Source organism: Rhodococcus sp. PD04, assembly GCF_035918275.1.
GTDB lineage: Bacteria > Actinomycetota > Actinomycetes > Mycobacteriales > Mycobacteriaceae > Rhodococcus > Rhodococcus rhodochrous.
Genome location: NZ_CP142143.1, coordinates 4,897,141 through 4,916,187, shown reverse-complemented (window position 1 = coordinate 4,916,187; position 19,047 = coordinate 4,897,141). Strand labels below are relative to the sequence as shown.

16 protein-coding genes and 1 pseudogene are annotated in these 19,047 nt (G+C 66.6%); 12 read left to right on the top strand and 5 right to left on the bottom strand.

Annotation, left to right across the window (positions count from 1 at the left end; genetic code table 11):
• Positions 1-2: 2 nt before the first annotated feature.
• From U9J23_RS22510 to U9J23_RS22455, 12 genes and pseudogenes are all read left to right on the top strand, one after another.
• On the top strand, positions 3-1,085 hold the full coding sequence (locus tag U9J23_RS22510; protein ID WP_085470393.1) for an acyl-CoA dehydrogenase family protein: 1,083 nt from the start codon (positions 3-5) through the stop codon (positions 1,083-1,085).
• Positions 1,082-1,891: an enoyl-CoA hydratase gene (locus U9J23_RS22505; RefSeq protein ID WP_085470392.1), complete on the top strand. Its 810-nt coding sequence runs from the start codon at positions 1,082-1,084 to the stop codon at positions 1,889-1,891. The genes U9J23_RS22510 and U9J23_RS22505 overlap by 4 nt, the downstream gene beginning before the upstream one ends.
• Positions 1,888-3,462, top strand: coding sequence for a class I adenylate-forming enzyme family protein (locus U9J23_RS22500; protein WP_218775636.1), 1,575 nt, complete (start codon positions 1,888-1,890; stop codon positions 3,460-3,462). Before U9J23_RS22505 ends, U9J23_RS22500 begins: the two co-directional genes overlap by 4 nt.
• Positions 3,463-3,507: 45 nt before the next feature.
• Entirely contained in the window at positions 3,508-5,406 is a 1,899-nt protein-coding gene (locus U9J23_RS22495) for a flavin-containing monooxygenase (RefSeq protein ID WP_272265887.1), read from the top strand.
• A gap of 16 nt (positions 5,407-5,422) precedes the next feature.
• Positions 5,423-6,343 carry a TIGR03619 family F420-dependent LLM class oxidoreductase gene (locus tag U9J23_RS22490; protein ID WP_085470390.1) on the top strand — a complete coding sequence of 307 codons (921 nt, stop codon included), beginning with the start codon at positions 5,423-5,425 and terminating at the stop codon, positions 6,341-6,343.
• Between the two features lie 384 nt (positions 6,344-6,727).
• Positions 6,728-7,621, top strand: a complete 894-nt coding sequence (locus U9J23_RS22485; RefSeq protein WP_120280674.1) for a cyclase family protein — start codon at positions 6,728-6,730, stop codon at positions 7,619-7,621.
• A 30-nt stretch (positions 7,622-7,651) separates the two neighbouring features.
• Positions 7,652-8,119 carry a VOC family protein gene (locus tag U9J23_RS22480; RefSeq protein WP_145709747.1) on the top strand — a complete coding sequence of 156 codons (468 nt, stop codon included), beginning with the start codon at positions 7,652-7,654 and terminating at the stop codon, positions 8,117-8,119.
• 117 nt (positions 8,120-8,236) lie between these two features.
• A complete protein-coding gene (locus tag U9J23_RS22475) occupies positions 8,237-10,078 on the top strand; it encodes a flavin-containing monooxygenase (RefSeq protein WP_120280672.1) in 1,842 nt (613 codons plus the stop codon).
• 92 nt (positions 10,079-10,170) lie between these two features.
• Positions 10,171-10,965: a hypothetical protein gene (locus U9J23_RS22470; protein WP_272265880.1), complete on the top strand. Its 795-nt coding sequence runs from the start codon at positions 10,171-10,173 to the stop codon at positions 10,963-10,965.
• Positions 10,966-10,970: 5 nt separating this feature from the next.
• Positions 10,971-11,903, top strand: coding sequence for an NAD-dependent epimerase/dehydratase family protein (locus U9J23_RS22465; RefSeq protein ID WP_272265878.1), 933 nt, complete (start codon positions 10,971-10,973; stop codon positions 11,901-11,903).
• A 34-nt stretch (positions 11,904-11,937) separates the two neighbouring features.
• Positions 11,938-12,813 carry an alpha/beta hydrolase fold domain-containing protein gene (locus tag U9J23_RS22460; protein WP_272265877.1) on the top strand — a complete coding sequence of 292 codons (876 nt, stop codon included), beginning with the start codon at positions 11,938-11,940 and terminating at the stop codon, positions 12,811-12,813.
• A gap of 13 nt (positions 12,814-12,826) precedes the next feature.
• Positions 12,827-13,662, top strand: a pseudogene (locus tag U9J23_RS22455) (mycofactocin-coupled SDR family oxidoreductase).
• Between the two features lie 110 nt (positions 13,663-13,772).
• On the opposite strand, the gene U9J23_RS22450 reads toward U9J23_RS22455, so the two are convergent.
• The 5 genes from U9J23_RS22450 to U9J23_RS22430 all read right to left on the bottom strand — a co-directional run bounded on the left by U9J23_RS22450 (position 13,773) and on the right by U9J23_RS22430 (position 18,913).
• Positions 13,773-14,435, bottom strand: coding sequence for a TetR/AcrR family transcriptional regulator (locus tag U9J23_RS22450; RefSeq protein WP_120280668.1), 663 nt, complete (start codon positions 14,433-14,435; stop codon positions 13,773-13,775).
• A 78-nt stretch (positions 14,436-14,513) separates the two neighbouring features.
• The gene (locus U9J23_RS22445; RefSeq protein WP_016694122.1) at positions 14,514-15,662 is read right to left on the bottom strand and encodes an acyl-CoA dehydrogenase family protein; all 1,149 of its coding nucleotides are present in this window, start codon (positions 15,660-15,662) and stop codon (positions 14,514-14,516) included.
• The gene (locus tag U9J23_RS22440; protein ID WP_272265873.1) at positions 15,659-17,329 is read right to left on the bottom strand and encodes a class I adenylate-forming enzyme family protein; all 1,671 of its coding nucleotides are present in this window, start codon (positions 17,327-17,329) and stop codon (positions 15,659-15,661) included. The genes U9J23_RS22445 and U9J23_RS22440 overlap by 4 nt, the downstream gene beginning before the upstream one ends.
• A 26-nt stretch (positions 17,330-17,355) precedes the next feature.
• The gene (locus U9J23_RS22435) at positions 17,356-18,087 is read right to left on the bottom strand and encodes an SDR family NAD(P)-dependent oxidoreductase (protein WP_059382755.1); all 732 of its coding nucleotides are present in this window, start codon (positions 18,085-18,087) and stop codon (positions 17,356-17,358) included.
• Between the two features lie 31 nt (positions 18,088-18,118).
• On the bottom strand, positions 18,119-18,913 hold the full coding sequence (locus U9J23_RS22430; protein ID WP_272265871.1) for an enoyl-CoA hydratase-related protein: 795 nt from the start codon (positions 18,911-18,913) through the stop codon (positions 18,119-18,121).
• Positions 18,914-19,047: the final 134 nt, after the last annotated feature.

Genomic DNA, 19,047 nt, shown 5'->3' with positions numbered 1-19,047 from the left:
AGATGGAATTGGCATGGGGCGAGGACTTCGCTGCCCTCGCAGATGTGAGCAAGTCGGTGTTCGCGCGGTACTCGCCGCTCGAGGACCGATCCAACACGGTTCCGTTCGCGGACCAGGTCGCGCAGTTCGCCGAACTCGGTTGGCTGCAGCTCGGTGACCCGACCGGCGCCGACGCCGACAGCCCGTCGCTCGCGACGATCGCCGGCATCTTCGTCGAGGCGGGACGGGCGCTGGCCGCCACTCCGCTGCTCGAACTGGCGATGTCCCGCGACACCGCGCTGGTGATCGGCACCGACGAGGCGACGGGCCTCGCCAAGCGCATCGGCAACGGCGAGGCCGTGGTGGTCCCGGTGTTCCCGTCCCCCGAGTGGGGTTCGGCGGTGACCTACGAGAACGGCACGCTCGACGGGGTCGCGTTGGCCGTGGACCACGCGGGCGACGCCGACAGCTTCCTCGTGTACGCATCCGGTTCGGAAAGTGTTGTGGCGGTGGTGGAGGCGAGCTCCGCGACTGCTGTCGAGGCGATGCCGAACATGGGCGGGTACCCGATGTTCGCGGTGACCTTCGACAAGGTGCCGGTGGCCGACGGTGCCGTGCTGGCCCGCGGCGCCGACGCCGACCGTGCCGTCGAGGTCGCAGAGCAGCGCGGCGCGGTGCTGCGCGCGGCACAGCTCTACGGTGCCGGGCTGAAGCTGCTCGACATCACTGTGCTGTACGCGCAGCAGCGGCACCAGTTCGGTGGACCGATCGGACGCTTCCAGGCGGTGCAGTACCTGTGCACCGACCTCGCGATCGCTGCGCACTTCACCTCGGTGCACGCCCGGTCCGCAGCCGCCGCCCTCGACGCCGGTCTCGATCCGCAGCCGCACATCGGTCTGATGCGCAAGCAGGCGGCGAAGGCCGCGCAGGAGATCGTCCACTCGGCGCACGAGGTCCACGCCGGTATCGGATACATGATCGAATCGAACGTGCACCTGTTCACCGACGCCGCCAAGCGCTGGCAGTTCGATTTCGGTTCTGCCGCACGCAACGACGCCGACATCGTCGATGCTCTCGACCGCATCTACACCGGGACCGGCCGATGAGCTACATCGACTACCGCGTCGACGACGCCGTCGCCCTCATCAGCCTGAACCGTCCGGACCAGCACAACGCGCAGGACGCATCGCTGTTGCAGGACCTCGACGCCCGCTGGCAGGAGGCCGCCCGCGACGACGACGTCAAGGTGATCGTCGTGCGTGCCAACGGCGACAACTTCTCCGCCGGCCACGACCTGAAGACCGTGGCCCCGGGGTACTTCAAAGAGGGCAAGACGACCCTCGAGAGCGCCTACGGCTGGGAGACCGAGCACTATCTCGGTTTCTCCCGCAAGTGGCGCGACGTGCCGAAGCCGTCGATCGCAGCGGTCCAGGGTGCCTGCGTCGCCGGGGCTCTCAACGTCATCTGGCCGTGCGACCTGATCGTCGCGGCCGACAACACCTATTTCAGCGACCCCGTCGTGAAGTTCGGTGTCGGTGGCGTCGAATACCACGCGCACACCTGGGAACTCGGTGCTCGTCGCGCCAAGGAGATGCTGTTCACCGCCCGGAAGCTCACCGCGGCCGAGGCGTTCGACGCCGGCATGGTGAACCGCGTCGTCCCGCTCGACGAACTCGACACGCAGACCATGGACCTCGCGCGGGAGATCGCGCAGATGGATCCGTGGGGACTGGCCACCGCCAAGCGTGCCGTCAACCAGACCCTCGACATCATGGGTCAGCAGGCGGCCCTGCAGTCGGCCTTCGACATCCACTGGCACGGGCACGCGAATGCCCTGTTGCGCACCGGATATCCGCTCCTGACGCCCGGCCCGCTCACCTCGAAGACGAAGACGAAGGAGGAGAACTCGTGAACTCGGACATCGCGCCGAACGACGCAGTCTCCCTGTGGGATCTGCTGGCCCTGCGGGCCGAGACCACCGGCGACGCCGTCGCCCTCATCGACGAGCACGATCGCCGCATGACCTTCGCCGAGGTCGTCTCCGTGGCCGAACGCGTCGCGGCCGGTCTGCTGGCCCGCGGCATCGAACCCGGTTCCACGGTGAGCTGGCAGCTGCCCACGCGCATCGAGACCGTCGTGCTCAGCCTGGCGCTGTCGCGTCTCGGCGTGACCCAGAACCCGATCATCCCGCTCTACCGGGCACGCGAGGTCGGGGCGATGGTCGCCCAGTGCGAGTCGGAATGGCTGATCACCCTGGGAGAGTTCCGCGGCTTCGACCACGGCGCCATGGCCGAGGAGCTGCGTGCGGCGAGCGGTGACCGCCTGAACCTGCTGATCGTCTCCTCCGAACTGCCCGACGGCGACCCGGCCGGCCTTCCTCCCGCGCCGGTCGGCCGTGAGGAGGTGCGCTGGATCTACACGACCTCCGGAACGACGTCGGCGCCCAAGGGTGTCTGCCACACGGACGGCACGCTCATCGCCGGCGGCGTCTCCCTCGCCGATGCGATCGGTGCGTCGGCCGAGGACGTCGGCACCATCTTCTTCCCGTACGCGCACATCGGCGGGCCCGACCTGCTGATCGCCTCGCTGACCACCGGCATGTCGTTGACGCTCATGGAGGTCTACGAGCCGCGTGCCGCCGTGGACCTGATGCGTCGTGCGGGCGTGACCATCACCGGTGGTTCGACCCCACATTACGCACTGTTGCTCGAGGAGCAGCGGAAGAATCCGGGCGCTCGCGTGGTGCCGACCCTGCGCATGCTGACCGGCGGTGGAGCGCCCATGCCGGAGAAGCTGTTCCGCGACGTGCTCACCGAGATGGGCATCCCGATCCTGCACGCCTACGGCATGACCGAATGCCCGATGATCACCTCGGCGCGGATGAGCGACAGCATCGAGCAACTGGCCACCACCTCCGGTCGTCCGGTGCTCGGGTGCGAGGTGCAGATCCGCACCGAGGAGGACGACGTGCTGCCCATCGGCGAGGTGGGCCGGGTGTGGCTGCGCGGCCCGATGTTGTTCAAGGAATACCGCGCCGACGGCGAGATCATCCGTCCCTTCGACTCGGACGGCTGGATGTTCACCGGCGACACCGGCAGGCTCGAGGCGGAGGGTCATCTGGTCCTCGTCGGCCGGGAGAAGGATCTGATCATCCGCAAGGGCGAATCGATCAGCCCCACCGAGATCGAAGAGGTCCTTGCGGCGCATTCCGCCGTCGCGGACGTCGCCGTCATCGGCCTTCCCGACGACCGGTCGGGTGAGCGCATCTGCGCTGTCCTGCAACTGCACGAGGGTACAGCCGATCTCGACGTCGACGAGATCCGTGCGTACTGCCGGGAGGCAGGTATCTCGCCGGCGAAATTCCCCGAGGACATCGTGATCGTCTCGGAGATGCCGAAGACTCCGACGATGAAGATCCGTAAGCAGCATCTCCGGCAGTCCGTCATCGACCAGCGGGCACTGTCCGGCGCGGCCGTCGACTGACACGGCCCCCGTGCCCGCCCCCGAATCCGAGAATTGGAAGTTCCCATGCCAGGACGTAGCTTCATAGAGCGCGCCGTCGAGTGCGCCGACACCAATGCGTTGCGGATGGCGCTGTACCAGGCGACCCGCGACGCGGAGATCGCCGCGATCACTCCCGAACGCGCATTCGGCCCGACGACGGACGCGATCGTGTTCTCCGACGAGGACACCGCGCTCATCCGCGCGAAGGCCGTCGAGTACCTGCTCACCGAACCGGACGAGTCGGCGCTGCCGGTCCCGTCGCGGGACGAGATCGTCGAGCTGCTCGAGATGGCGGAAGCCCGCAGTCTCGCACCCGACGATCTGATCATGCGGCACAAGCTCCCGGCCTTCTCCGACCTGCCCTATCAGGCACAATGGCACGGGGAGAAGGTGATTCCGGACGGTTACCACGTCGCGATCGTCGGTGCCGGCTTCGCCGGTATCGCCATGGGTGTGCAGTTGGCGAATCTCGGCGTCCCGTTCACGATCTACGAGCGTCGCGCCGAGGTCGGCGGGGTGTGGAGCATCAACACCTACCCCGACGTGCGCGTCGACACGGTGAGCTTCACCTACGAGTACGCCTTCGAGAAGAAGTACCCGTGGACCGAGTACTTCGCCCGACAGTCCGACGTGCGCGCGTACCTCGACCACGTAGCGCGCAAGTACGGTGTGTACGAGCACATCCGGTTCGGCTCCGACGTCACCCAGGCCCGTTTCGACGAGCCGACGCAGCGCTGGACGCTGACCGTGCAGGGCGAGGAGTCCGTCACCGAGGTCGAGGCGAACGTGGTCGTCGCCGCCAGCGGTGTGTTCGCGACACCGCGTGAGCTCTCGGTGGAGGGCGTCTCCGACTTCACCGGTCAGGTCGTGCACACCGCCCGGTGGAACGAGGACGTCGAGTACGCCGGCAAGAAGGTCGCCGTGATCGGCAACGGCTCGACCGGCGTGCAGCTGCTGTCGAAGATCGCCGAGAAGGCCGAATCCGTGACGGTGTATCAGCGCACACCGCAGTGGATCTCGCCGCGAACCAACTACGGCGTGCCGATCTCCGACGAGCTGCAGTGGCTGATCCAGGCGATGCCGTTCTACTGGAACTGGAACAAGTACGTCGCCGGCCTGGCCACCATCGACCTGCGCAACGTGCTCATGCCGGACGAGGAGTGGATCGCGAACGGCGGGCAGGTCAGCAAGCGCAACGACATGCTGCGCGAGATCCTGGTCGGCTACATCTCGGCCCAGGTCGACGGCCGGCAGGATCTCATCGACAAGCTGATCCCCGACTACCCGCCGATGACGCGACGCCCGGTGGTCGACAACAACTGGTACGCCTCGCTGACCAGGAACAACGTCGAACTCGTCACGACTCCGATCGAGCGGATGACCGACACCGCGATCGTCACCGCGGACGGGGAGGCCCGCGAGACGGAACTGGTCATCGCCGCGGTCGGCTTCCAGACCGAGAAGTACATCTGGCCGACGCAGTACTTCGGCCTCGGTGGTGTGACCCTCGAGGACGCCTGGACCGCGCAGGGTGCGCAGGCGCACCTCGGCATGACGGTGCCCGGCTTCCCGAACATGTTCATGCTGTACGGCCCCAACTCGCAGCCGGTGGCCAGCGGTGCGGGCCTGCCGGTGTGGTTCGAGGTCTGGACCGGCTACATCGCCGAATGCATCGTGGGGATGCTCGAGAAGGGCCGGGCGTCGATGGTCATCCGCAAGGACGCCTTCGACGAGTACAACGAGCAGCTGCACGAAGAGGCCAAGAAGCTCATCTACCTAATGCCGAACTCGGCGATGGAGAAGAACTACTACGTCAACGAGTTCGGCCGGCTGCAGATGAACGCACCGTGGAACGGCGAGAAGTACTACGAGCTGTGCGAGAAGCCGGACGAGTCGCACTACGACTTCACCGACGCGAAGTAACGCACTCTCGGCCGAAGTGAAGTTCACTCTGGAGTATCCCGGCGACGTCGCGGGTGCGGCGCCCTGCTTCCGCGAGGGCGCCGCGCTCGCCCGGATCGGCAGGGACGCAGAGGATCACGGTTTCGAAGCACTGTGTCTCGCCGATCATCCGGCACCGTCCGCGAAGTGGTTCGACGCCGGCGGGCACGACAGCTTCGAACCAGCCGTCGCGCTGGCGTACGCGGCGGCGGCCACCACGTCGCTGAAGCTGATGACCAACCTCTACGTGCTGCCCTTCCGCAACCCGTATCTCGCCGCCAAGGCGTTGACGACCTTGGATCTGCTGTCCGGCGGACGTCTGGTCGTCGGGGTGGGGGCGGGATACCTGCGGTCGGAGTTCGCAGCACTGGGCGTGAACTTCGACGATCGCGCCGCACTGTTCGACGAAGCGATCGACGCCCTGCGCCGTATCTGGATGTCGCCGTCCACGCCGGTGACCGGCGACGGTTTCGGTGGGACGGGAGAGGTGCGTCTGTACGGTCCTGTGCAGCAACCGCATCCACCGTTGTGGATCGGTGGGAACAGCCGTGCGGCGATCCGGCGGGTGGTGACGGCGGGGGAGGGATGGTGCCCGGTCGTCGGCTCCGAACAGATGACCTCCTCCGTTCGGACGGCATCGATGACGGGCGTCGACGACCTGCGTCGCGCCGTGGGGCGCCTACGGGACGAACTGTTGCGTGCCGGCCGGGACCCGGCGCAGATCTCGATCCAGGTGGAGGCCCCGCCGGTCGATGTCGCCGACTCCCGCTCCGTGATGCGGTTCGTCGAGCGCGCCGACGAACTGGCGGAGGTCGGTGTCACGCACCTGTGTGTGCATGCCGATGCCCGGTCGCTCGAGGCCGCGTCGGAATTCGTCGCGGGATTCGGGGAGCAGATCCTCCGGCCGCTATCGGGTTGACGCCGATAGTGCCGCGGGGTTGACGCCAGTGGCCGACGTCGAGCGTTCCCGACCGGTCCGCCGTGCTCACGTCGATTCGACATTGTCAATGGAACATTTTCACTCGGTGAAACCGGCCGGTTCCTAAATGCTCACCTGCCGTCGCGATTTCGCGGGCCCGTACCGCGGGTTGATCGTCACTTCCAGGGCCGGATCGAATGCAACCGAAAATTCGGCAGAGTTGTTGACGCAAACGTAGCCGATGGCTACAGTGAGTCCGGTCACAAGTCGTACGGGTAGATGTCGTCGTTCACGAATCCGATTCGCTCGTCGTCCGGCATGTCCCGAAAACGACCGACAACCACCCCCGCACCTCGTTACCGAGGACCTGATGTTGAGGAGTCGATGTTGAGCACGCGTAAGTCGAACTGGGGCCGTTGGGGCGAAGCGGACGAGCTGGGCGCCCTCAACCACCTCACGCCGGAGCGGGTCCTCGCCGCCCTCCGTCTGCCCAAGACGGGCAAGACCTACAGCCTCAGCATTCCGATCCAGCGATCGGGCGTGCCGAACCTCGAATACCGCGGCATCCCGCAGCGTCTCACCCTCACCAACCATCAGGACGAGGCGATGGCCCTCGCCAACGGCGGTGTCCCCGGCGTCGGCGCCAACGAGGACCAGCTCGTCATGCCGTCGCACACCTCGACGCACATGGACGCGCTGTGCCACGTGTACTCCGAGAACAAGATCTACAACGGCTACCCCGCCGACCAGGTCACCCCGTACTCGGGTGCGGCCAAGTGCAGCATCGACAAGGTCGGTGGCATCGCCGGCCGCGGCGTCCTCATCGACGTCGCCGCGTCGAAGGGCGTCGACCTGCTCGAGCCCGGCTACGTCATCACCGTCGCCGACCTGCAGAAAGCACTGGACGACCAGGGTGTCGAACTGCAGACCGGCGACCTGGTGCTCATCCGCACCGGATGGCTCGAGGACTACCTCGCCAACCAGGGCGAGATGATGCCGCAGCCGGGCATCGGCCTCGAAGCTGCCGCGTTCCTCGCCGAGAAGGACGTCGCGCTGGTCGGCTCCGACAACGCCGCGATCGAGCCCATCCCGTTCGACCAGAACGTCTACCTCGGTGGACACATCATCCTGCTCGTCGAGCACGGCATCTACCTGGTCGAGAACATGAACCTCGCAGAACTCGCCGCCGACCGGTGCTACGAGTTCCTGCTGACCATCGGCGCGCTGAAGATCACCGGCGGCACGGCGAGCCCGGTCACCCCCGTCGCCGTCGGCTGACCGAACCCCTCACACGAACAGGACCCCCGGATGACTGCGAACACCGAAGCTGCCGTACACACCTACCGCACCTCCCATGTCGGACTGTGTGTCTCCGATCTCGCCAAGAGTCTTCGCTTCTACTGCGACGGACTGGGTTTCACCAAGATCATGGAATACGACATCGACGAGCAGATCCCCGAAGTGGATGCCCCGTGCAGCCTCACCTCCTCCTTCCTGGAGAAGGACGGCCTGCGCATCGAACTGCTGTCCTACCGGCAGCCCGGCGTGATCGGCGCCCCGCCCACCCGTCGTAACCATCTGGGCATGACCCACCTGTCGTTCTTCGCCGACGACATCGACGCCGCAGCCGACGCGCTGTGCGAATACGGCGGCACCCTGGTGCCGGAAACCCGCGCCGGCCTGAGCGATCCGACCGCACCGCAGTTCGTGTTCGTCGCCGACCCCGACGGCAACCGCGTCGAGCTCATGCACATCCCTGCCGGCACCCCCTGGTGACCGGACCTGCGCCGGATCACGGCATCCCCTCGATACATCGCTGAATGCGTCACGGCCGACGAACCCCTCCGTCGCCAGGGCCGCACATTCCGACGCAGTGACGACCAAAGGACTTTCATGACCGCCCCCGACACCACACGCGATCCACATCTCTGGGAACCCCAGCGCAAGGTCGACGACCTCGAATGGTTCCGCAAGAAGTACGCCGAAGAGCGCGACAAGCGTCTGCCGAACACCGGTGCCGACACCTTCCAGGCGATCGACTTCGAAGGCAGGTTCGCGGACTTCGACGCCGACCCCCACGCCGAGGGACCGCGCACCACGCCCCCGCAGACCGCCGATCTCGACATGCTCGTCATCGGCGCCGGCTTCATGGGTATCAGCACCGGCATCGAGCTGAAGAAGATCGGCGTCACGAACTTCAAGATCCTCGACGTCGCAGCAGATTTCGGCGGTACCTGGTACTGGAACCGCTACCCGGGCGTGCGCTGCGACATCGAGTCGTACATCTACCTGCCGTATCTCGAGGAGACGGGCTACGTCCCCACCGAGCGGTACACCCGCGGCAGCGAGATCTTCGCCTACACGCAGTCCCTCTGCAAGCAGTTCGGCCTGTACGAGAACGCCCTCTTCCAGACCCGGGTCACCGAGATGGAATGGGACGAGGACACCGCCCGGTGGACGGTGCGCACCGACGGCGGCGACGTCTTCCGTGCCCGCTTCGTCTCCACCCAGAGCGGTCTGTTCAGCCGTCCCCAGCTGCCCGGCATCCCCGGAATCGAGAAGTTCGCCGGCCACAGCTTCCACACCAGCCGGTGGGACTACGACTACACCGGCGGTGACACCACCGGAAACCTGACCGGACTCCGCGACAAGCGGGTGGCCATCATCGGCACCGGCGCCACCGGTATCCAGGCAATCCCGCACCTCGCCGAGCACGCGAAGTCGCTGGTCGTCTTCCAGCGCACCCCCAGCCAGATCGCGCCCCGTGAGAACGCACCCACCGACGTCGACTGGTTCGAGTCCCTGCCCGCGGGGTGGCAGAAGGAGCGTCGTGTCTCCTTCGACAAGTGCGCGATGGACCGCGCCACCGCCGACTGCGACGTCGACGACGGCTGGATCAAGTTCGCCAAGTACCAGCTGCGCGCCATCTACGAGGCCGGCGGTATGGAGCCGACCCTCGAGCAGTACATGGACGCCATGGAGCGCTCGGACTACGAGTGGAACGAGATGCTCCGCGACCGGGTCGACGCCATCGTCAAGGATCCGGCCAAGGCCGAGAAGCTGAAGACCTACTACCGCACCATGTGCAAGCGGCCCGGCTTCAGCGACGATTTCCTTCCGGTCTTCAACAAGGAGTCCGTCGACATCGTCGACACCTCCTCCACGCCGATCGACCGGATCACCGAGAAGGGGATCGTCGTCGGCGACCGCGAGTACGAGGTCGACCTCATCATCTACGCCACCGGCTTCCAGCAGGGACGCACCTGGACCGACAAGGCCGGCTACGACGTGCTGGGCCGCAACGGAAACCGCCTGTCGAAGAAGTTCGCCGAGGGCGCCAGCACCTACCACGGCTTCCTCAGCAAGGACTTCCCGAACCTGTTCTTCCTGGGATTCGTTCAGTCGACGCAGGTTTCGAACATCTCGAACCTCATCGACAATCAGGCCCGGCACATGGTCTACATGGTCGGCAAGTGCCTGAAGGAGGACATCCGGGCCATCGAGCCGACCGCCGAGGCCGAGGCCGGTTGGAACGCGACGATGGCCGAGCATGCGGAGATGCGACGGGACTGGAACCTGACGTGCACCCCGGGCCACTACAACAACGAGGGCCGCGTCGACGACAAGCGCAGCATCCTCACCGGCGGTCTGTACGGACCCGGCTACGAGTACTTCGAGATGCTCGAGAAGTGGCGTGAGGACGACACTTTCGACGGCATCGCCACGACTCGCTGAGTCTGCGGCGTACCGCCAGGAATTCTCGAGGACCGCGGGCAGCCGACCTTCCGGCTGCCCGCGCGTCCGGTTCACGAAAGTAGGAGAGAGTAATGACGTTGACTCCGGTGCGACTCGGCTACGCACTGTTCACCATGGTGGATCCGGCGCGCGGCCACGAGGTCGAGTACAACCGGTGGTACGAACGCGACCACCGTTACTCGGGCTGCATGGTCGGTCCGGGTTGGTTCGCCGGTAGCCGCTGGGTCGCCACGAAGGCGCTGAAGGACCTGCGCTTCCCCGAGACCGGACCGGTTGCGACCAGGACCGAGGACGGTTCGTATCTGGCGATCTACTGGGTTCACGAGCCCGATGCGGAGGTCGCCGACGCCTGGGCCCAGAAGCAGGTCGGCGAACTCTACGCTGCCGGACGCGGTTTCGCCGAGCGTGAGCACGTCCACACCGGCCAGTACCTGCCGGACTCCACCATCTCGGCACACGAAGACGGTGTCCCGCTCGAGCTCGCACACGATCATCACTACGGCGGACTCGTCACCGTCATGATCGAGCCGGCCGAGGGCGTCGACCGCGCCTCCGCGCTCGACACCATCAACAGCGGTCCGGTCGAGAAGCTCCTCGCCACCGGTGCCGTCGATCTCGTGAGCAACTGGCACATGAAGCCCTGGCCCGCCGACCACAACGTGCCGATGAAGATGGGCAACGACGGTGGATCCACCGAGCGCATCCTGCAGATGTGCTTCCTCGAGGGCAATCCCACCGAGAGCTGGCAGCACATCGTCGACTACGCCGAGAACATCGAGAACTCGGGTGCCGGTCACGTCACCTTCGCCTCGCCGTTCATCCCGACCGTGGTCGGTACGGACAAGTACACCGACGAATTGTGGTGAGACCCGTGTTGAGCGGTGAGAAGATCCTGGTGACCGGCGTGACCGGTCAGATCGCGTTCCCGATCGCGAGGACACTCGCGGCCGAGAACGAAGTGTGGGGGCTGGCGCGGTACAGCCGCCCCGACGACCGGCGGCGGGTGACCGACGCGGGAATCGTCCCGGTCACCTGTGATCTCGGCAACGGCGACTTCGACGGTGTACCGGACGATTTCACGTACGTCGTGCATCTGGCGGCGAGCCTGGCTCCGGGATGGGATTACGACGCCGCGATCCGCGCCAACGCGGAAGGCACCGGACTTCTCCTGCAGCACTGCCGATCCGCCAAGGGCGCCCTCGTGATGTCGACCCATTCGGTCTACCGCCCGCAGGACGACCCGATGTACGTGTTCACCGAGCAGTCGCCGCTGGGGGAGTGCAACAGTACCCACACCCCGACGTACTCGATGTCGAAGATCAGCCAGGAGGCCACCGCGCGGTTCGCCGCACGCGCTTTCGGTGTCCCGGTGACGATCGCTCGGATGAACGCCTCGTACGGCCCCAACGGGGGACTGCCGGCCATGCACGTCGACGCCATCGCCGACGGCCAGCCCATCACCACCCGCTGGGATCCGTGCATGTACAACCCGATCTACGAGGACGACATCAACAACCAGGTCGGTGCGCTGCTCGAGGCGGCCTCCACACCTGCGCTCATCGTCAACTGGGGAGGCGACGAACCGGTGAGCGTGCAGGAGTGGGCGGCCTACGCCGGCGAGCTGATGGGGGTCGAGCCCGTCGTCGACGTGGCTCCCATCGAGGGAACGCTGCGTGGATCCATCGCGGACACCACGTTGCGTGCCTCCATCACCGGGCCGTGCACGGTGGATTGGCGTGAGGGCATCCGTCGCACCATCGCCGCCCGCCATCCGGACAAGCTCGTCGAGCCCGCCCACTCGTGAGCATCCCCTCGTAGACCGCCATCAGGGAGACCACATGACGACGACACTGCACACCGCGCTGCCCACCGAACGGGCCGGCACCCCCGCCGGCCCGGAGCTGCAGCAGAAACGCGCGCTGTTCGCCGCGACCGACATCGACCCCGCCCTCGGGGTCACCGCCGACGCGACGGACCTCGCGGGTGTGCCCTGCCGCACCATCCGCGCCGGAGACACCGCCACCGTCCTGTACCTGCACGGCGGCGGCTACCGGATGGGCAGCCCCGAGGCGTACAACGCCTACGCCGCGAAGATCGCGGCGGGCGCCGACGCCACGGTCGTCCTGCCCCGCTACCGGCTGGCTCCGGAGAATCCGTTCCCGGCCGGGCTGCGCGACGCGGTGGCGGTCTACGAGGAGCTCGCGTCGAGCACCGACGCGCCGATCGTCCTTGCCGGTGACTCGGCCGGCGCCGGGATGGCCGCGGCGGTGGTCGTCGCAGCCGCCGCCGGCGACATCCGGCAACCGGACGGATTGATGCTGCTGTCGCCCTGGCTCGACCTGCACTGCTCGTCGCCGTTCTACGAGACCGCGCCCGATGTCTTCTTCCCGCTGGCGACGGCGGAGTCGGCACGCGAGGACTACCTGCAGGGTGCCCCTGCAAGCGACCCGCTGGCGTCGCCGTTGCTGGCCGACCATGCGGGCTTCCCGCCCACGCTGATCCAGGTCGGCGGCAACGAGGCGCTGGTCGGTGACGCCCTCGGCCTGGCCGAATCGCTCGCGAACGCGAACGTCACCTGCACTCTGGAAGTGGTTGCGCAGCAAGGGCACACGTGGCCGCTGATCCAGCCCGACCACAGCGTCTCCGTCGCGTCGATCGAGTCGTGCGCCCGGTTCGTGCGGGCACGTGCAGATGAGCAGTCCACATCCAGCTGACCGAGGAGACGAGATGACCGACTTCACGAACCGGGTTGCCCTGGTGACCGGCGCCGCCAGAGGGCAGGGCCGCTCGCATGCCGTCGCGCTCGCCGAACGCGGGGCCGACCTCGTCATCTGCGACCGCTGCGAGGACAGTGAGGCGGTCGCATACCCGTTGAGCACCAAGGCCGATCTCGAGGAGACCGTGCGCCTCGTCGAAGCGACCGGCCGGCGGTGCATCTCGGTCCAGGCCGACACCGCGGATCGGTCGGCCATCGAGGCTCTGGTCCGCCGGGCCGAGGAGGAACTCGGACGGATCGATATCGCCATCGCGAACGCCGGGGTCTCGGCGGCTGCTCCCGTCCAGGACCTTCCCGACAGCCAGTGGTCCGAGGTCATCGGCACGAATCTGACGGGTGTGTTCCACACCGTGGCCGCCGTCGCGCCCGGGATGATCGAGCGAGGCTACGGACGGATCGTGACGATCGCGTCGATGCTCGGCCGTGCAGCAGCCCCGCTCAGGCCGCCTACTGCGCGTCGAAGTGGGGTGTCATCGGGATGACCAAGAGCGCGGCGCTCGACCTGGCCCCACACGGCATCACCGTCAACGCCGTTGCTCCCGGCAACATCTCGACCCCCATGGTGCACAACGACGCGCTGTACCGGATGATGCGTCCCGATCTCGAGAACCCGACGCGCGCCGACATCGAACCGATCTTCGCGAGCCTCCACGGACAACCCGTGCCGTTCCTGGAGCCGGAAGAGGTGACCCACGCCGTGCTGTTCCTCGCGGCCGAGGCGAGTGCACACATCACCGGAACCGTGATGTCCGTCGACGCCGGCGCGGCGGCGCGGGTCACCGCCTGACGTCACACGGTCGGCTTCGACCCCGACAGCGGAGCGCGAAACGGTCAGCAGAGCGCCCAATAACGCGCACCTGTGACCGCTTCGCGCTCCGCTGTTTCGGTCGAGGGCGGTTACCGGAGGAAGTGCGCGTAGTCCCCGCGCCGCTCCGCCTTCAGCGTCGTGTTGAGCACCAGCCGGGTCTGGAGTCGGATGTAGTCGTCGAGGGTGTAGATGGATCCGAAGTGCCAGTGCTTGAGCGCCCACCCGTGGGCGAGCAGCAGGATGTCGAACACCATCAGGTCGACGTCGATGGGCTCCATGATCCCGGCGGCGATCCCGTCGTCCAGGGCGGAGCGCAGCGGCGCCGACGTCTCGACCTCCAGTTCCTTGATCCGGGCACGACCGGCAGCGTCGAGCGTGCGGCTCTCCCGGTAGGTGAGGACGGTGGCGTCGAGGTTCTCGTCGACGATCTCGATGTAGCGGCGGATTCCGGCGGCGAGCCGTTCGACCGGGTCGTCGCCGGCGGCCTCCATCGCAGGTTCGATCTGGTCGCGGAAGGTGTCGAGGATCGAGACGATGGTGGCGAGGAGGATTTCCTCCTTGCCGCCGAAGTACTTGTAGATCAGTCCGACGCTGACACCGGCCTCGTCGGCCAGCGCCTGCATCGACATCTGGTGGAAACCGGTGCGCTGCATGACCTGCACGGCGGCGTCGAGGACCTGCTTGCGGCGGGAACTGGTACGAACTGCCCGCACGGCCTCTTCCACGGGAAGTGCATCGTGGTCGGTGGTCATAGGGGCTCCTCGTCGCTTTTCGGTCCGATTCACAGTACCGAGTGCTCAGCGGTGTGAATCGTGCAGCTGGGACGGTCGTCAGATCCCGAGATCCTTCGCGACGATCGTCTTCATGATCTCGGTGGTTCCGCCGTAGATCGTCTGGATGCGGGCGTCGACGAAAGCGCGTGCGACGCCGTATTCGCGCATGTAGCCGTAGCCGCCGTGCAGTTGCAGGCACCGGTCGGCGACACGCACCTGCAGTTCGGTGGCCCACCACTTCAGACGGGCGGCGCGGGCGGCGGTGAGCTGCCCGGCGACGTGCTCGGCGATGCAGTCGTCGAGGTAGGTGCGGGCGATGTCGAGCTCGGTGGCCAGCTCGGCGAGCACGAACTGGGTGTTCTGGAAGCTCGACACCGGCTTCCCGAACGCCTTCCGCTCGCGGACGTAGTCGAGGGTCTGCGCGAGGACGCCCTCGGCGGCGGCGACCGCTCCGATGGACAGCGACAACCGTTCCTGCGGGAGGTTGTGCACCAGTTGGTAGAAGCCGCGGCCTTCGTCGCCGAGACGGTTCGCGACCGGCACCCGCATGTCGGTGAACGTCAGCTCGCTGGTGTCCTGGGCGTGCAGACCGATCTTCTCGAGATTGCGTCCGCGGGAGAAGCCGGGGGTGTCGGCCTCGACGACCAGCAGCGTCAATCCCTTGTGCGGGTCGTCGGAGGTGCGGGTCGCGACGACGAACAGGTCGCCGTTCTGACCGTTGGAGATGAACGTCTTGGCTCCGTTGACGACGTAGTGATCGCCGTCGCGCACCGCGGAGGTGCGGATACCGGTGAGGTCGCTGCCGGTGCCGGGTTCGGTCATGGCGATGCCCAGCACGGTCTCGCCACTGACGACGCCGGGCAGCCACCGTGCCTTCTGTTCGTCGGTGGTCAACTCGGTCAGGTAGGGCAGCACCACGTCGTTCTGCAGGGAGAACGCGATACCGGCCGCGGCGTTGCCCGCTCGGTTGACCTCCTCGATGAGGATGGCGTTGTAGCGGAAGTCGTCGACGCCGGGACCGCCGTACTTCTCGTCGACGGAGAAGGCGAGCAGTCCGAGCTTACCGGCTTCGGTGAACAACGACCGGTCGAGGCAGCTGGCGTGCTCCCAGTCCTCGTGCACGGGTGTGATCTTGTCGCGGACGAAGTCGCGAGCGACCTCCCGGAACTGCTGGTGCTCGGTCTCGTAGTCGAGGCGTGCGTTCATCGTGTGATCCTCGAGTCGGTGGGTGCGGTGAACAACCCTGCGGCGAATTCGTCGGCTGCTGTTCGGGTTGCCTTGTAGTGCAGTTTCTTTCCGGTGGCCGAGACCGGCAGTGACTCGACGAAGCGATATGCCCGCGGTCGCTTGAAGGTCGACAGCAGCGGGTGATCGCGACAATGCGCGTCGAGGACGTCCGCCGTGACGTCCGGGCTGCCGGCGACGATGTACGCGACGACGATGCGTCCCCACCGGTCGTCGGGTACGCCGACGACGAGGCAGTCGGACACACCCGGATGCGAGTTGAGCGCTTCCTCGACCTGCACCGGATGGACGTTCTCACCACCGCAGACGAGCATGTCGTCCTTGCGTCCGACGATGGTGACGAACTCTCCGGCGTCCCACGTGGCGAGGTCGCCGATGTGCAGCCACCCGTTGTTGAACTTGGCCTTCTCCTGGTCGGGGGAGTCGAAGTAGGCGTTCGAACCCTTGGGGGAGCGGACGATCACTTCTCCGACCTCTTCGTCGTCCTTGGCGACGACGTCGTCGTGGTGGGCGAGTCGGTCCTCGTAGATGTGGACCACGCGCACGTCGTCGTCGGTGCAGGCCCGACCCGCGGTGCCGGCATGTTCGGGCAGATCGGTGGGGCGCAGAAAGGTGTTCCAGAACCCTTCGGTGCTGCCGTAGCCGTTGAAGATCCGCGGGTTGAGGACCTGCTGGTATCGCAGTGCCGCTTCGCGTTCGAGCGGCGCACCCATTGTGACGATTCCGCGCAGCGACGACAGGTCGCGCGGACGGGCCTCCTGTGCGGCGGCGAGCATCGCGAGGTTGGTGGGTGCTCCGATGAGGAAGGTGAGGCCGTGCTCGGCGACGAGGTCGAGGACGCGGTCGGCGTCGAAGGTGCGCAGCGGCACCACTTCTCCGCCGATGTAGAAGACCGGGTTGGGTCCTCCGGAGTACAGGCCACCGCGGTGGAACCACGGCGTCATGTTGAGCGTCTTGTCCTCGGGACTCAACGGGAAATGCATGATGACGTCGTGCGCGCTGAAGATCTCGATCATGCTGTTGAGCGGCACACCCTTCGGCATGCCGGTGGTGCCCGAGGTGTAGAGGCGGGTGGTCTCGTCCCACACCGTCCGGTGCAGCGGCGGGAGCGCGACCCGATCGGCCGCCAGGTGCCGGTACCGCACGACGGTGGCACCGGGAACGGAGACAGGGTCGCCGTCACCCACCGCGACGATCACCTTCGGGGTGTGCGCCGAACGTTCCAGCGCCTCCGTCACCATCGGGGTGAGCTCGGTGTCGTAGACGTAGACCATGGGTGCGGACTTGTCGAGGATGAACGATGTTTCGCCGGAGGCGAGCCGGAAGTTGATCGGCGAACCCACCGCGCCCACCGCCTGGGTGGCGAGATACAGCTCAGCGAATTCGACACTGTTGAACAGCTGGTAGGCGACGACATCCCCGGCCTGCACACCTGCATCGGCCAGACCTGTGGCGACTCGGTCGACGCGCTCGCCGAGTTCGGCGTAGGTCAACCGGGTTCCGGTGTCGGGATCGGTGATGGCAACGCGGTTCCCGTACCGTCCCAGGTTGCGCCGGAAGCCGTTGAGATACGTGAAGTCGTTCTCGAAGTACTCCCGGTAGGCCCGGGCGTTGTACGACGCGCTCATGATTCGATCTCCCCTGACGATGTCGGTCAGCCGGCCATGGTGAGGCCGCCGCTGACGCTGATCACCTGGCCCGTGATGAACGATGCGGATTCGGATGCGAAGAACAGGACGGGTGCTGCGACCTCTTCGGGTCGCGCGAGCCGCCGGAACGGGATGGCCTTGATGAGAGCAGCTTTGAGCTTCTCCTCCTGGGCCTGGAACAGCGGGGTGTCGGTTGGGCCGGGGCACACGCAGTTGACGTTGATGCTGTGCCGGGCCATCTCGCGGGCGAGCGACTTGGTGAGGGCGATGACGCCGCCCTTCGCTCCCGCGTAGATGGATTCGCCGGAGCTACCGACCCGACCGGCGTCGCTGGCGAGGTTGATCACGCGACCACCGTTTCCGGCGTCGATGATGCCGGGCAGGAAGGCGCTGCAGATGTTCACCGGGCCGAGATAGTTGATCGCGACGACCTTCTGGGCGAACTCCGGTGTGGCGTTGAGGAACTGATCGGTGCGGTCCCAGCCGGCGGCGTTGACGATCACGTTGGGCACGCCCACCTCGGCATGGGTGCGGTCGCGGAGTTCGTCGACCTGCGCGCGGTCGGAGATGTCGACCGGCAGTGCCGTGATCAGCTGGGGGTACTCCTTGGCGGTGGCCTCGGCGGCCGCGAGATCGAGATCGGCGGCGACGACGCGATCACCCTGCGCGGCGAAGCCGAGAGCGATGGCCTTGCCGATTCCGGAACCGGCGCCGGTGACCAGTGCGATGTTGCTCATGGGAGGTCCTTACGGGTCTGGGGAACTCGGGTCAGGCCTTGACGTACTTCGCGAAGTCGGCGGGACGCTTCTCCGCGAACGCCTTGGCGCCTTCGAGTCCCTCGTCGGACTTGCCGAACAGGTCGAGCGCCGACATCGCGAGGTTGCTCAGGCCGGCCTGGTGGTCGGTGTCGGCGTTGAAGGACTGCTTGAGGAACTTGAGGGCGGTGGGGCTCTTCTCGGCGATCTCGGCGGCGATGGCCTTGGCCTCGTCGAGCAGCTTCTCCTGGGGGACAACCCAGTTGACGAGTCCCCAGCGCTCGGCGGTGGCGGCGTCGTACTGGCGGCACAGGTACCACATCTCGCGGGCGCGCTTCTCGCCGACGACGCGGGCGAGGAAGGCGGAACCGAAACCGGCGTCGAACGAGCCGACCTTCGGTCCGGCCTGGCCGAACCGGGCGTTCTCCGACGCGATGGAGAGATCGCACAGCACGTGGAGGACGTGTCCGCCGCCGACGGCGACGCCGTTGACGGCGGCGATGACCGGCTTGGGGATGTCGCGGATCAGCTTGTGGAGGTAGCCGATCTCGAACATGCCGCTCTCGGTGGGGCCGTAATCGCCGGTCTCGGCGCGCTGCTTGACGTCGCCGCCGGTGCAGAAGGCCTTCTCGCCGGCGCCGGTGAGGATGATGGCCGAGACGCGGCTGTCGGCCCAGGCGGATCGGAAGGCTTTGATCAGTTCCTCGACGGTCTTGCCCCGGAAGGCGTTGTAGCGCTCGGGCCGGTTGATCGTGATGATGCCGGCTGCGCCGTCGATCTCATAGGTGATGTCTTCGAAGTCGGTCATGGGTTCCCCTTCATCGCTGCAGGTAGGAGCCTGATCGAACAGCCATTCCCTGCGAGTGAATAGCTATTCATTTTTCATGAAGCTACATTCACGAACAGGGTGTGTCAACCGTCACAGGGACGCTTCGCCGACTT